The sequence below is a fragment of the Clostridium lentum genome (assembly GCF_014287815.1).
GTDB classification, from domain to species: domain Bacteria; phylum Bacillota; class Clostridia; order Clostridiales; family Clostridiaceae; genus Clostridium; species Clostridium lentum.
Window position 1 is genome coordinate 19399 of sequence record NZ_JACOOQ010000003.1, and the last position, 14470, is coordinate 33868.

Below are 14470 nucleotides of genomic sequence, written 5' to 3' on the forward strand. Positions count from 1 at the left end.
AGGGGGAAGAATATGTTTCTTAAGAAGGCTATAGTGGTTAAAGTAATAATCTTAGCATTAGTTTGTGTTGGGTGTACATCAAATGATATAAATAAGACATCATATACGAAAGACCCCAATAAATCAGATATTGAATTAAAAGATGAAAACAGCGAATTAGAAGATGATGAGAAAAGTAATCTTGATGAAAGTATGATTAAGAGTGATGATGAGAAAAAAGGGACAGTTGAAGTCATTAATGAAGATACTAATGAAATAACAACAGAAGCTGAAGTAGAGGTAATGGATTTAATACCAGATAAAGATTTTTTCTTTCCAGATTTAGAGCAATTACCCTCAGATATAAAAGAGTGGGTTTTAGCTAATAAAGATAAGAAAAAAGAAATATCAGCATATGTAAAAACTACAGCTAATGCAACATATGTATTAGCTTAGGTAACCAATGATACTGGTGGTAAAATAGCAATGATACACACACCTTATATGATAAGTGATTCTGATGAATGGGTTGTGCCATATAGTTTTATGCTTAGAGATAAATGGATAGATAGCAATGGTAATGAATATTTAATAATGCAAACATCTAAACCTGTTAAGGTTAGATTAGAACATGCTACTATTTATGAGCATTAAAAAGAATAAAAATAAGTAGAAATTATGTTTATATATTAGGAACTATTGTTTATTAGATAATAAAATTAATAACTAAAGCAAAAAGCAAGTAGAAATTAGACCTACTTGCTTTTTGCTTTAGTTATATAAATCTTTACCTATTAAACCATTAACCTTAAAAAAGATTAAACCTTTGTATGTTAGATGTTTTTAATAAAGTTTAGTAAACAAACTTTAAAATAGAAGCGAATGTTATCATACTCAAAATATATGAAATGTTAAATCTTATCCTTATCTAAAATATTTACCTTATATAAAATCATAACCTTTTAAAATTTAATCAAATGATTAACCTATTAATATATTATATATAATTAGCACAATATTATAACTAATAATATTGTTAATTATAAAAAAATGTAATAAATAATCATTTTTTATTTTAAGTCGAGTAGGTTATAATAGTTTGAGGAAGGTGGTAAGCAATGATTGAAATTATAAATGAAAATACGAAATTATATCAGAAGAATACTAAAAAAGCAGATAGAAAGAAAAAGGGTCAATTCTTTACACCTTTAAATGTAAGTAAATATATGGCTTCTATGAGTGAGGTTAGAAATAAACATTTAAGAATACTTGATTGTGGAGCTGGAACAGGAATATTAGGATTAGCATTATTAGAAGAATTATTAAAAGATGATTTAGTTGAAACTATAGAAATTGATTTTTACGAGAATGATAAAGATGTAATATCAATATTAAATAGAGATATAGAAGCAATGAGCAATTTGATAAAAGAAAGCGATAAAGTAGTTAGATTTAATGTCTTAGAGGAAAATTTTATTACTTCAAATACTAATATATGGAATAATAAGTCATTTGAAGGTATTTACGATATTGTAATTTCAAATCCACCCTATAAAAAGTTAAGTAAACAATCTGATGAATCAAAAGTTGTATTAGATATTGTTTATGGTCAACCTAATATATATTTTATTTTTATGGCAATGTCTATTCACTTATTAAAAAATAATGGAGAAATGATATTTATAACTCCAAGAAGTTTTACAAGTGGAGCATATTTTAAAAAATTTAGAGAGTATATGTTAACAGAAGTAGGTATATCGTCTATACATATTTTCAATTCAAGAAGTGAAGTGTTTGATGGAGAAGAAGTGTTACAGGAAGCTATAATAACAAGAGCTGTAAAAAATCAAGAATTTGAACGTATAAATATAATTTCTACAAATGATAGTAATTTTAGTAATAAAGAAATATTTAAAATTCCATATAATACAGTTGTGAATATGGAATGTGATAATAAATTTATTTTAATACCATCAAGTAAGAAAGAAATTGATATCTTAGATATTATGAAATCATGGGATAATAACTTAATTACATTAGGATTTAAATTAAAAACGGGACCAGTTGTAGACTTTAGAGCTACAGAGTATTTAACTAATAAATATGTCAAAGATGAGACAGTTCCATTATTATGGAGTGATAATTTTATTGATAATGAAATCAAATTGTTAGATAATGAAGATAATTTCAGATATATTCTAAAGAATGATAAGAGTAAAAGTCTATTGTTAGACAATAAAAACTATTTATTAGTAAAAAGATTTACAGCAAAAGAAGAAAAACGTAGAATTCAAGTTGCAATATATGATGAGAGTAAATTTAATGAATATGTTAAAATTGGAATTGAAAATCATGTGAATTATGTAACTAAGATAAAAGGAAATATTGATAATGAAGAATTATTTGGTTTGTTTTGTTTATTTAACTCAACAATTATAGATAAATATTATAGGATTGTTAATGGAAATACTCAGGTAAATGCAACAGAAGCTAATGCAATCCCATTGCCAAATATGAATATTATCAAGAAAATGGGAAAAGAGTTACTTAAGATTAATTCATTAACAACTGATATATGTGATGAAGTAATAAATAAATTTAATAATTTATAATGGGGGAAAAGTTATATGAGTAAATTAGAAGAAGCAAGATTAATATTAGAAGGTATTAATTCCGTTAAAAGTAATGATTTAGCTTGTAACTTGTTATTAGCATTAGCTAATTTATCGGAATATAGTGATTGGAAAGATTCAAGTAATGAATTGTATACTACGAGAGAATTGATGGACTTTATGAGAGATGCATATGATATACAGTATAAGGCTAATACTAGAGAAACGGTTAGGAAGGATGTATTGCATTACTTTTTACAAAGTTCTATTGTAGAAGCTAACAGAGATAATCCAGAGAGGGCAACAAATAGCCCTAAGTATTGTTATAGTTTGACAGATGAATTTTTAGATTTAATACAACAGTTTTGTAGTAAGCATTGGGAGTGTTATTTGGAAGATTACAATAACAATGTAGATAATTTAATAACTAAGTATCAAAAAGAAAGAGAAGTAAATAGAATACCTCTTGTTATTAATGAAGAGCAAGTTACATTTAGTCCGGGCAAACACAATGAGTTGCAAAAAGCTATAATTGAAGAGTTTGCACCAATATTTGCAGGTGGAGCTGAGGTGTTGTATGTTGGAGATACAGAGAAAAAAGACTTAATAAGGAATACTGAAAAGTTTTTAGAATTAGGATTTAATATGGACGATAGTTCCAAATTACCAGATGTAATATTATATTTAGAGGAAAAGAATTGGTTATATTTTATTGAAGCTGTAACTTCAGTAGGACCAATGAATGATAAGAGAATTATCGAAATTAATGAAATGATGAATGGATGTAAATGTGGTGCTATTTTTGTAACAGCATTTTTAGATAAGTCTACATTTAAAAAGTTTATAGCTGATTTAGCATGGGAAACTGAGGTTTGGATAGCAGAGCAACCAGAACACATGATACATTTAAATGGAGATAGATTTTTAGGACCGAGATAATTGACTTAGTATCTATAAAATATGAAAATTTCATATTATTTATATTAAAATGACATTGAAAAATAATGAAAGAGGATACATTAATGTTAGAAAAATTTAAGAAGATATTGTTAAATCCATGGACAATAGCTATATTATCTCCAATAATTACAACGGCGATAGTTGCAATTGTCAAAGGGATTGATTTTGTAGATGCAATTAAGTATATAGTAAATATAATAAAGATAATATTAGATTATAAAATTTCAATAAAAATGATAGCATTGATAATTATATTGTTATACATAGTATTAAGAATATACATTAAGGTATTGGAAATAAAAGAAGAACAAAATCCCAAGTGGATAAATTATACAAAAGATACCTATAAAGGATGGTATTTTAAATGGGAATACAGTAAATATTATGATACCTATAGTATAAAAAATCTTAGACCAATATGTGAATGTGGTTGTGGATTAAGTAATAAGAGAAGACATCATAATATATATTACTCAAATGGGGTTTTAGTATGTCCAAAGTGTGATAGAAGTTATGATTACATAGGTGAAGATGTAATTAAGGACTTTAAAACTATCTTATATCATAACATAGAAACTGATAATTATAATACTGCATATGACGTTAGACATTAAATAAGGGGGAGCTATGAGAAGCATAACATATGAACAGTTTTATGAAGAGAATAAAGATTATACTACGGATATATGTAAAGAGTGTAATTCTAAGTTAGAATTAGTATTAAAAAAGTATGAAATAGAAATTGACATGAGAACTTTGATTATAGAAGATTTTCCACAGTTAGAATGTCAAAGTTGTGGAAAGAAGTTTTTATCAGAGCATTCTAAAAAGATAGTAGCAGAAGGGTATTGTGTGCTATTGCGTAGAGGTAACACAAAGGTTATTTCAAAACCACGAAATCTTAATAAAAGATATTCTTTTTGCGAGGAAATAAACTTTAAATACGATTATAGAGATTATGATAATATACCGGGACTTCATGCGCTTATGGGAGATGGTTTTTTAGCTCCAGTTTTTTTTAATAAAGAGTGTTTAATATACTTTATGCATCATCCAGAATATACGTTAAGTATATTTTCAGAAACATATGGAGTTTTGGGATATAAAGATGAATTTGAAATACCATTTGGTATAAATACAAATAAAAAGGTTGTTTTTTGGTTGGGAGATTTAGATAAGTTAGATAGCGCAACACAAAATTATTTAAAGATAAATAATATTGAATCAGACCATAGAATTATTGATTCAGAGTTTTATGATGCACAGTTAAAGGTTATTTGGAGTGACCCAATTATAGAAAGACAAATAATAAATTTAAGAAATAAAATGTATGATATATTAAAGCAAAAACATTCATTGGATTTACATCATTTAGATAAAGAAGTCATTAATGAAATAGAAAATATAAACAAGCCTATAACATATAGTGATTTAGAAGTGAAACCTGTAATAAGTGCTTTACATAAAATATTGATTGAAGCTGTTAATATATCTAATTTTAAAAATTACTATGAAAACAATGTAGGAAAAAAAGATAAAAACTATAAGCAATGGAAATCAATAAAATATTATCAGTTTATATTAAGTCAGTATATTTCAGATGAAGATGAATTGAGAAAAATAATAGCTCCATTATACTTATTAAATGATTTAAGAATTATATACTTCCATTTAGTATCAACAGATGAAGTTGAAAAATTAAAAAATAATATTGTAAGTAGTCTTAGTATAAATAGGTTTGATGAAACAGAGATTATGTATAATAAACTTATGGAAGGTTTAAAGACGTTATTTGTTAAATTTAATGAGGTTATAGAATAGGTTTAAAAGAAGGAATATACAAAGCTATATATTCCTTCTAAAGTTTAACTACGAACGGCAGTCATCACACGCTGAGACAGTTGTAAGGCTTATTAAGAAATAGTCTGGCATCAAAGGTTTAGCGGGATTTTAGAAAAATTAATAGTGTGTTTTATATTCCTTAAGTCTATAGTCTTGGGGAATTTTTGCGTTAGGGGGGGTAATAATTACACGAAAGTAAAGTATATTGTAGCTCATTATGGAAAAGTTGTGATGAACTTAGAGGGGGGATGGATGAATCTCAATATAAAGATTATATATTAACTGGAAAGCTGACTTATGGACAGTTATTATGAATATTATTAAATAAATTCCATAAGAATTTAGTAAGGAGCTTAGGGGAAATTTAGAAGAGGTATTTCAGAATTCTAGAATACATGGTAAATGCAATAATATACATGTATGTGGGCAATACTTTTATTAAAATAAAAAAGTTAAATTTACAATTGTAGATTTAGGAAAAACTATATATCAAAATTATATAGAGTATTTTAATAATTAATAGAAGATTTAGTATGTTTGAATTAAAAATTGTTAATGTAATTAATAGTGAATTTGCAGTATCACCAGAGGATGGAGATAGTATATTTAATTTAATTAAAGAAAAGGTAGATTCTAAAGAAAAAATAGTTATTGATTTTTCTAATATAGATATTATTACTACTGCATTTCTAAATAATGCAATTGGGAAATTGTATAATATATATGATAAAGAGAAATTGAATCAATACATATCAATGAAAAACATATCAAAATCTGATTTAAATTTAGTGAAGAAGGTAATAGAAAGAGCTAAAATTAAATTTAGTAAAGAAGACATTAGTATCTTAGAGAAGGAGTTAGAAGATGAGTGTTAAGATACCATTAGTGTCTTATGAACCTAAGTATGATGATAAAATATTTTTTGATACCAATGTATGGTTATATTTATTTTGTCCTATAGGAAATTATAAGAGCAAAATTATTGAGCAATATAGTACAGTGTTTTATAAAATATTAAAAAGTGGTTGTAGAATATATACTACACATATTTACTAATAACTTTTTCAAGTTGCAATAAAGTTGTACAATTTTTATAATCTATTTATAAGAGTAGACCAACCAGAACTGATTGGGTTCGTGGAGCTTGTCGCAGCTTGTTCCTATCAGTGAAAGGTGATAGGTTTGGAGGGTGAATGGGTTAGCATGTAAAAATAATTTAAGGAATTAAAGGAGAAAAGAAAATGATTAAAGTAGGGATAATTGGAGAAGTTAAAGATAAAGTAAGTGAAAATAATATAGCTAAAGCTTTAAGAAGTGGAGAATTAAATGTATATGCAACACCGGCCATGGTAGCACTTATGGAGGAAGCAGCTTATAAAAGTATTCAAAGTGAGTTAGAAGAAGGGCAAGGTAGTGTAGGTACTTCTATAAATATAAAGCACATATCAAGTACACCAATAGGCATGGAAGTTATAGCAAAAACTGAACTTATAGAGGTTGATAGAAGAAGACTTGTGTTTAAAGTTGAAGCTTTTGATGAGCGTGGAAAAATTGGTGAAGGAATTCATGAACGTTTCATTATTAATAATGAAGGTTTTCAAAATAAAACTAATAATAAATAAAAAGCATAAAAAATCTTGACCTTGAGTTAACTCCATATTGTATAATTATAAGTAGAGCATGAAGAATTATTAAAATTGATATATTGAATTTATTTAAAACGTATAGTAAAATATTTCTAAGAGTATTAAAACTTAAATATTACACAAAAGAGGAGAGAATAATATGAGTAAGAATATATTTTCTGATAAAAGTTTATTTATAAAAATAATGCATATTATATTATTTATAGTTACAGGATTATATTTAATAGAATCTTTATTTTTAAGAGGGCTATTTACCAATACGTTAATAGCTATTATCAATATTATATTAGGAATTATTACAATTATAATATCAATAGTAAAAAAAGAAAAAATATTAGCTATTATTGATTTAGCTATTATAATAGTAGTTTCAGGGATATTTATATATTTAATGAATTTATAATAGGTATTATATAAAAAATGAGCTGTTGCACTAAACAATTAGTGTACAGCTCCTTTTTTTGTATATAGTATTTTATTGAAATGCTATATATCTAAGGCCATATCTCCTTGTTTTATCCATTCTTTTCTTCTCATAAACTCAGAAATAAGCAAGGTTAATAAAGCAGGTAGAATAAAATGCATTAAGATTATTTGTAATATTACTGTTTTGCTAGAAGTTGAACCAATCATCGTTTGATAAGTCATGATTTGTCCTACAAATCCAGCTGATCCCATACCAGATCCTGTAGCGTTATTTGTCATTTTAAATATAACAGAAGAAACAGGACCTAAAATAGCACTAGATATTATTGCAGGAAGCCAAATTACAGGCTTTTTTACTATGTTAGGAATCTGAAGCATAGAAGTACCTATTCCTTGAGCTAAAAGACCACCCAATTTATTTTCTCGATAGCTGGCCACAGCAAAGCCAACCATTTGGCAACAACAACCTATAGTGGCAGCACCAGCTGTTATTCCATTTAAATTTAGGATTACGCCAATGGCAGCAGAGCTTATTGGTAGCGTAAGAAGTATTCCCATTATTACAGAAACCAGTATACCCATAATAAAAGGTTGTTGTTCTGTAGCAAACATTATAATAGTTCCTAGCCAAGTCATAAATTTTGATATTGATGGCCCAATTAGTAATCCAGCAGCTGATCCGCTAAGAATAGTAATAAGTGGAGTGATGATTATATCTATTTTTGTCTTTCCACTTATAACATGTCCAATTTCAATTCCAATTAATGCAGCAATAAATGCACCTAGAGGTTCTCCAGGGCCTACAAGTAATACTGAGCCAGTTTCAGTAAGTATTTGGCCAGATAATATTTTAGTAGCAAAACCTCCAATTATGCTGGCTACAGCAGCTGATATGGTAACTAGGGGACTCTCTTTAAATTTATAGGCAATACCAACACCAATACCAGCACAAGTGCAAGAAGCAGCAAGTTTTCCTATAAGGTAAATCATAGTTCCTATATTATTAGGTATAAAATTACCTATTTGTTGAAGTATTGTACCAATTATTAAGGTTGAAAATAATCCTAAAGCCATGCCACTTAATCCATCAATGAATATATGGCTTAAAAAGTTTTTAATTTTTTTCATAATGCAATCTCCTCTCCAAAAAAACAAAAACATAAGAATTTATATATGTTTACTTATGTATATACATGTGTAATGTAAGTGTAGTTTATCATTAAATGTAACAAAATTCAAATTTTAAATAAATAAATATAAGAAGATTTATAGAAAGAAGGTATAAAAGAAAATTTAGAAGAGTAAAATTAAATGAAAAAATTTTTCTCTTGGGGAACTAAAAATTATGACTAACAAAATTAATATTGGCATTGTTGGATATGGAAATTTAGGAAGAGCTGTTGAAAAGGCATTGATGAACAGTGAGGATTTAAAATTAGAAGCTATATTTACTAGAAGGAATGTAAAAAATATCATAAGTGATTCAAAGCTTCTACATATTTCGGAAATTAAAAACTATATTGGTATCATTGATGTGATGATTCTTTGTGGAGGCTCAGCAACTGATTTGCCACAGCAAAGTGCAGAAATAGCAAAATATTTTAATGTGATAGATAGTTTTGATACTCATGCAAAAATAGAGGAACATTTTATAGGTGTTGATGAAGTGAGCAAAGAAAATGAAAAAATAGCACTTTTATCAGTAGGATGGGATCCAGGTTTATTTTCATTAAATAGATTATTAGGGAAGGCTATACTTCCTAATAGCACTGAATATACATTTTGGGGTAGTGGAGTAAGTCAAGGGCATTCGGATGCTATTAGGAGGATTAAGGGAGTAAAAACAGCCATACAATATACTATACCTATAAAAGAGGCAATAGAGAGAGTTAGACACGGTGAAAAACCAGTTTTAAATGATGGAGAAATGCATAAGAGACTATGCTATGTAGTTGCTGAAGAAGACGCAGATTTATCTTTTATAGAAAATTCAATAAAAAATATGCCATATTATTTTTTAGGGTATGAAACGGAAGTGAATTTTATTACTGAAGAAGAATTTAAGAATAAACATAGAGGAATGTCTCATGGTGGCTTTGTAATTTGTTCTGGTAATAGTGGAGAAAATAATTTTGTCATGGAATTTAAACTAGTTCTTGATAGTAATCCAGAATTTACAGGTTCAATATTGGTGGCTTATGCCAGAGCTATATTTAGAATGTATAAGGAAGGTAAGAGAGGGGCATATACTATATTTGATGTGCCTATTAGTTACTTATCATCTAAAAAGGCAGAAGATCTTAGAAAAGAATTATTATAATCAAAAAAGATTAAGTATGAATTTGCTTAATCTTTTTTTGTTTAATAAAATCTTTATCTGATAATTAGTCCAATAATAATATATTTAGCTGAAATTGGTAAACATAATAAAGTAAGTTAAAAAAATAGTTAGATAAAGAAGGTGTCTTTTAATGACTTAAAGTTTTATTATTAAATAAAAATTGATATTTAGTTTAAATATATTGCAGGACATTACGATAATAAAATGTATAAAGAATAATGAAGTGTGAAAAAAGTAAAAAAATACGAAAAAATGTAAGTGATTTATAAAAAAATCAATAATCTTTGGGGTTTATGGTGATAATACAATATTGACAGTATTTTAGGAGTTACTGTATAATTAATATTGATTTAAGTAAACCCACAGTGTTAAATACTTATATATTTTCACTGACGAAGGGAGGAATTAAGAGTGTCAGAAATAAAGGTTAGAGAAAACGAATCATTAGAGCAAGCTTTAAGTAGATTTAAAAGAAAATGCGCTAATGCTGGAGTGCTTGCTGAAGTAAGAAAAAGAGAGCACTATGAAAAGCCAAGTGTTAAAAGAAAAAAGAAATCTGAAGCTGCAAGAAAAAGAAAATTCAAGTAGTAATAAAGTATCCTTTCAAACTACGTTTGAAAGGATTTTTATTGTACTTTTAATTTAAAATATTATAGTATTTCAATGTTATTTTCTTTACATTTCTTTAATGTATTTTCATCCCAAATGGAAGCTTGCACTTCACCTATGTGAGCTTTTTGTAAAAAGAACATGCATATTCTTGATTGGCCTATACCACCACCAATGGTTTGAGGAAGTTCTTCGTTTAATAATAGTTGATGGAAAGGCAGATTTTTTCGTTCTTGGCAGTTAGCTTTTATAAGTTGTGACTCAAGAGTTTTTTTGTCAACTCTTATACCCATTGAAGATAATTCCAAAGCCTTATCAAATAGCGGGTAATAAAATAATATATCGCCATTTAAGGACCAATCATCATAATCAGGACTTCTGCCATCGTGTTTTTTACCGGATTTTAAGGTATCACCTATACCCATTAAGAATACAGCTTTTCTTTCACGACAGATAGCATCTTCGCGCTCTTTTTCCGATAAATTAGGATACATATCTTCTAGTTCTTGTGTAGTTATAAATGAAATTTCATCTGGAAGATATTTCTTTAAATTTGGATATAATGAATTTATATAGTTTTCAGTGGCTTTGAAAACAGAATATAGTTGTTTAACTGTATCTTTTAAAGTGGTAATATTGCGGGCATCTTTACTAATAACTTTTTCCCAATCCCATTGATCAACATATATTGAATGAAGATTATCCAAGTCTTCATCTCGTCTAATGGCGTTCATATCGGTGTAAAGACCTTCGCCTATGTTAAATCCATATCTATGAAGTGCAAGCCTCTTCCATTTAGCAAGGGAATGAACTATTTCTATATTGCTTCCATCCATAGCTTTCACATCGAAAGATACAGGCCTTTCTGTACCATTTAAGTTATCATTTAATCCTGAAGCAGTATCAAGGAAAAGTGGTGCTGAAACTCTTGTAAGATTTAATGTTTTAGATAAATTTTCTTCAAAAAAATCCTTTACTTTCTTAATGGCAATTTCAGTTTCTTTAAGAGATAGCTTAGAAGAGTAGTTCTTAGGTATCCATACTGTTGATTTTTCCATATAATAACCCCCGTTAATTGAATTCTTTTATTAATATTACAATAAATGAAATGAAATGTAAATAAAGGGCGAATGAAATTTTTAAAATGAAGTTACAATGTGATTATTATTGGGTTGAAATGTATAAAATATTATTTAAAAAAATACTTAAAACTTATGTTGGCTAAGCTGTATGGTAGAAAAAGAAGAAAAATAAAAAAAGTTTAAAAAATATGTTGACATATGTAGAATAATAATGTAATATATTAAGAGTAGCGTTGCAGTGCTACAGCAAATGTGACTTGGCCCCTTGGTCAAGCGGTTAAGACACCACCCTTTCACGGTGGTAACAGGGGTTCGATTCCCCTAGGGGTCACCATTTGCGGGTATCGTATATCGGCTAATACTCCAGCCTTCCAAGCTGGAAAGGTGGGTTCGATTCCCACTACCCGCTCCATTTTAATATGCGTGTTTAGCTCAGCTGGATAGAGCAACGCCCTTCTAAGGCGTGGGCCAGGAGTTCGAATCTCTTAACACGCACCATTCTACTTGAAGTAGAATATGGTTTACTAGCTCAGTCGGTAGAGCACTTGACTTTTAATCAAGGTGTCCGGGGTTCGATTCCCCGGTAAGCCACCAAAAAAGGAACTTGAATTTTCAAGTTCTTTTTTTGTTTTGTTTAAAAATATCCAAGATTAAAATGAAAGGGAAATGGTATATTGAAATTTTATGTTAGTGCTAAAAATATTTATATCTGGATTTTGAAAAAGAGGTGTAGTTAAAAAACTATACCTCTTTAGGTTTGTATTGGGATATATAAAAGATTTTGCCTATAAAATTATCAATTTTATTAAAGTAACTTTGGTTATCTTTTATAACGGCTTCACCATGACCTGCCCCTTTTATTAAAAGAATATCTCGTTTATCCGCTGGAGTTGCGTTAAATAAATTATCAGCCATATAAGAAGGTACAAAGGTGTCTTTATCTCCATGGATATAAAGAATTGGTACAGGGGTTTTGCTAACGAAATTTATAGGTGCAGCATCTGAAAAGTAATATCCAGCCATTAGTTTACAAATTAAACTAGTTCCTTTGATTATTGGGGTAGCTAAAATTTTTGTTGAAGAGGTTATTATCTGTTTGTATACATCAGAAATTCTATCGTAAGCACAATCGGAAATAATACATTTTACGTTTTTAGGAGGATTATATCCAGCTGTTATACATACTGTTGCTGCACCCATTGATACGCCGTGGAGAATTATTTTGCAATCGTTGCCTAAAAGTTCTTTACATTTATCTATCCATTTAAGTATATCGAAATGATCTAAATAGCCCATACCTAAATACTTTCCTTGGCTTTCACCATGGCACCTATTATCAACGGCAAGTATATTGAAACCTTTATTATAATAATATGAAGTATAGCATAACATTGCTGAAGATGAAGCTGTGTAGCCGTGTGAAAGAATGACGATGTTTTTGGAGGGTTTAGTGTTTCTTACAAAAATACCTGAAAGTTTTAAGTTGTCATAAGATGTTATATGAAGTTTTGAAGCATTATGGTTTTTAAACCAATTACTGTCAATGAAGTCTTTAAAACTTTCTGGTGAAGGAATATTCTTAAAAGTTAAAATTTTTTTCTTCATCTTAGTTAGCCCTTTTCTTGTTAGAGCGTAAAAGAAATATATGCTGCAAATTATTGTTAAAATAGCTATAGAAAAAAGAATTAAACCTACAATTAAAATTATTACTTTGGTTTGAAAATTCATTTAAAAACCTCCTCTAAAAGTATAAGTACATTATAAATTAAATGGTAAAAAAATACAAAAACATAATATGTTTATGTTCATTATTTATTCAATAGAAGGGAATACTAAAAGTTATAATTGTGAAAGGAGTGATGAAGATGGAATTTCCAAAAACTTTTCCTATTCAGCATCAAGAAAGACATCCAGGAAATGAATATGAGATGACACCGATGCCTATTTATTATAATGAGAAGTATATAAAGAAAGGCGATCTTTTGAAAGATAAAGTTGCTATAATTACTGGTGGTGATAGTGGTATTGGGAGAGCTGTATCTATAGCGTATTCTCATCAAGGGGCCAAGATCGTTATAGTTTATTATGATGAAACAAGAGATGCGGAAGAAACCAAGGGAGTAATAGAGTCATCTGGTGGAGAATGCACTATTGTTCAAGGTGATGTAGCGAAAAGAGACTTTTGTAAAGAAGTTATGGAGTTAGCTATAAAAAAATATGGTAAAATTGATATTTTAGTAAATAATGCAGCTGTTCAATATGAATGCACAGATATCAAACAGATTACAGATGAACAATTTGATAAAACTATGAAAACCAATGTGTATGGAACATTTTATATGACACGAGAAGTTATGAAATATTTAAAAAGTGGTGGTTGTATAATAAATACCACATCTGTTACAGCTTTTCGTGGTAATGATACGTTGATGGATTACTCTATGACTAAGGGTGCTATTCTTACACTTACAAGGTCTTTATCCATGGCTTTAGCTAAAGGGAAGACAGGTATAAGAGTGAATTCTGTTGCACCAGGACCTATATGGACTCCGCTTATACCTTCAAGTTTTAGTGTTGATAAAATACCAAAGTTTGGTAATGATACGCCTATGGGAAGAGCAGGTCAACCAGTTGAATGTGCTGGAGCGTATGTATTTTTAGCGTCAGAAGCAGCTTCATATATAACAGGGCAAACTATACATATTAATGGAGGAGAAATAGTTAATTCATAGGAAATAAATAAATTAATTATAAAAATGAAAAAAATAGATATTTTCGAAACATGACAATGTTATCGAAAAATAATGGATTAAATTAAGAATAGCTCACAAGGGTATAATAAGAAATATAAGCGTTGGATAAAATGTTATTTTTATTCAACGCTTATATTTTGAAAAGCGAAAGAGCTAAAGATTGAATTTCTGAGGGGAAATCATTTACTTTTTAGTTGATAAATAAGTATTTTTTATTTTT

The 14470-nt window shown here is 28.3% G+C and carries 16 protein-coding genes, 4 tRNA genes and 1 pseudogene; 18 read left to right on the top strand and 3 right to left on the bottom strand.

Annotated features, from left to right (window positions below):
- Positions 1-12: 12 nt before the first annotated feature.
- The 11 genes and pseudogenes from H8R92_RS02625 to H8R92_RS02670 all read left to right on the top strand — a co-directional run bounded on the left by H8R92_RS02625 (position 13) and on the right by H8R92_RS02670 (position 7442).
- On the top strand, positions 13-435 hold the full coding sequence (locus tag H8R92_RS02625) for a hypothetical protein (RefSeq protein ID WP_186834644.1): 423 nt from the start codon (positions 13-15) through the stop codon (positions 433-435).
- Positions 436-465: 30 nt separating this feature from the next.
- Positions 466-633 carry a hypothetical protein gene (locus H8R92_RS02630; RefSeq protein WP_186834645.1) on the top strand — a complete coding sequence of 56 codons (168 nt, stop codon included), beginning with the start codon at positions 466-468 and terminating at the stop codon, positions 631-633.
- 464 nt (positions 634-1097) lie between these two features.
- The gene (locus tag H8R92_RS02635; protein WP_186834646.1) at positions 1098-2591 is read left to right on the top strand and encodes an Eco57I restriction-modification methylase domain-containing protein; all 1494 of its coding nucleotides are present in this window, start codon (positions 1098-1100) and stop codon (positions 2589-2591) included.
- A 15-nt stretch (positions 2592-2606) separates the two neighbouring features.
- Positions 2607-3530 carry a BsuBI/PstI family type II restriction endonuclease gene (locus tag H8R92_RS02640; RefSeq protein WP_186834647.1) on the top strand — a complete coding sequence of 308 codons (924 nt, stop codon included), beginning with the start codon at positions 2607-2609 and terminating at the stop codon, positions 3528-3530.
- A gap of 83 nt (positions 3531-3613) precedes the next feature.
- Positions 3614-4165 (top strand): hypothetical protein, encoded by a 552-nt coding sequence (locus H8R92_RS02645; protein WP_186834648.1) that lies wholly within the window; start codon positions 3614-3616, stop codon positions 4163-4165.
- A 13-nt stretch (positions 4166-4178) separates the two neighbouring features.
- On the top strand, positions 4179-5372 hold the full coding sequence (locus H8R92_RS02650; RefSeq protein WP_186834649.1) for a YgiT-type zinc finger protein: 1194 nt from the start codon (positions 4179-4181) through the stop codon (positions 5370-5372).
- 239 nt (positions 5373-5611) lie between these two features.
- Positions 5612-5707: pseudogene (locus tag H8R92_RS13125) on the top strand (hypothetical protein); the annotation flags it as partial.
- A gap of 219 nt (positions 5708-5926) precedes the next feature.
- Positions 5927-6268: an STAS-like domain-containing protein gene (locus H8R92_RS02655; RefSeq protein ID WP_186834650.1), complete on the top strand. Its 342-nt coding sequence runs from the start codon at positions 5927-5929 to the stop codon at positions 6266-6268.
- Positions 6258-6449 (top strand): hypothetical protein, encoded by a 192-nt coding sequence (locus H8R92_RS02660; protein ID WP_186834651.1) that lies wholly within the window; start codon positions 6258-6260, stop codon positions 6447-6449. Before H8R92_RS02655 ends, H8R92_RS02660 begins: the two co-directional genes overlap by 11 nt.
- A 185-nt stretch (positions 6450-6634) precedes the next feature.
- Positions 6635-7015: a thioesterase family protein gene (locus H8R92_RS02665; protein ID WP_186834652.1), complete on the top strand. Its 381-nt coding sequence runs from the start codon at positions 6635-6637 to the stop codon at positions 7013-7015.
- 163 nt (positions 7016-7178) lie between these two features.
- A complete protein-coding gene (locus H8R92_RS02670) occupies positions 7179-7442 on the top strand; it encodes a hypothetical protein (protein WP_022211797.1) in 264 nt (87 codons plus the stop codon).
- A gap of 83 nt (positions 7443-7525) precedes the next feature.
- Here the strand turns inward: H8R92_RS02670 and H8R92_RS02675 are convergent, their stop codons facing one another.
- Positions 7526-8593, bottom strand: coding sequence for a PTS sugar transporter subunit IIC (locus H8R92_RS02675; RefSeq protein ID WP_022211796.1), 1068 nt, complete (start codon positions 8591-8593; stop codon positions 7526-7528).
- Between the two features lie 217 nt (positions 8594-8810).
- On the opposite strand from H8R92_RS02675, the gene H8R92_RS02680 reads away from it, so the two are divergent.
- Together H8R92_RS02680 and rpsU are read left to right on the top strand one after the other, a co-directional pair.
- Complete coding sequence (locus tag H8R92_RS02680; RefSeq protein ID WP_022211795.1) at positions 8811-9785, top strand: diaminopimelate dehydrogenase; 975 nt, start codon at positions 8811-8813, stop codon at positions 9783-9785.
- Between the two features lie 432 nt (positions 9786-10217).
- Positions 10218-10394: a 30S ribosomal protein S21 gene (gene rpsU, locus H8R92_RS02685; RefSeq protein ID WP_022168490.1), complete on the top strand. Its 177-nt coding sequence runs from the start codon at positions 10218-10220 to the stop codon at positions 10392-10394.
- A 62-nt stretch (positions 10395-10456) separates the two neighbouring features.
- Here rpsU and asnA read toward each other — a convergent pair whose 3' ends face one another.
- Positions 10457-11473: an aspartate--ammonia ligase gene (asnA, locus tag H8R92_RS02690; RefSeq protein ID WP_186834653.1), complete on the bottom strand. Its 1017-nt coding sequence runs from the start codon at positions 11471-11473 to the stop codon at positions 10457-10459.
- 283 nt (positions 11474-11756) lie between these two features.
- On the opposite strand from asnA, the gene H8R92_RS02695 reads away from it, so the two are divergent.
- The 4 genes from H8R92_RS02695 (at position 11757) to H8R92_RS02710 (ending at position 12091) form a co-directional block, all read left to right on the top strand.
- Positions 11757-11831 (top strand) — tRNA-Glu (locus H8R92_RS02695).
- A 3-nt stretch (positions 11832-11834) separates the two neighbouring features.
- Positions 11835-11909 (top strand) — tRNA-Gly (locus H8R92_RS02700).
- Between the two features lie 9 nt (positions 11910-11918).
- A tRNA-Arg gene (locus tag H8R92_RS02705) sits at positions 11919-11995 on the top strand.
- A gap of 20 nt (positions 11996-12015) precedes the next feature.
- Positions 12016-12091: transfer RNA gene (locus H8R92_RS02710), tRNA-Lys, on the top strand.
- 147 nt (positions 12092-12238) lie between these two features.
- Here the strand turns inward: H8R92_RS02710 and H8R92_RS02715 are convergent.
- The gene (locus H8R92_RS02715) at positions 12239-13225 is read right to left on the bottom strand and encodes an alpha/beta hydrolase (protein ID WP_186834654.1); all 987 of its coding nucleotides are present in this window, start codon (positions 13223-13225) and stop codon (positions 12239-12241) included.
- A gap of 137 nt (positions 13226-13362) precedes the next feature.
- Between H8R92_RS02715 and H8R92_RS02720 the strand changes: the two genes are divergently transcribed.
- Positions 13363-14229, top strand: a complete 867-nt coding sequence (locus H8R92_RS02720; protein ID WP_186834655.1) for an SDR family oxidoreductase — start codon at positions 13363-13365, stop codon at positions 14227-14229.
- Positions 14230-14470: the final 241 nt, after the last annotated feature.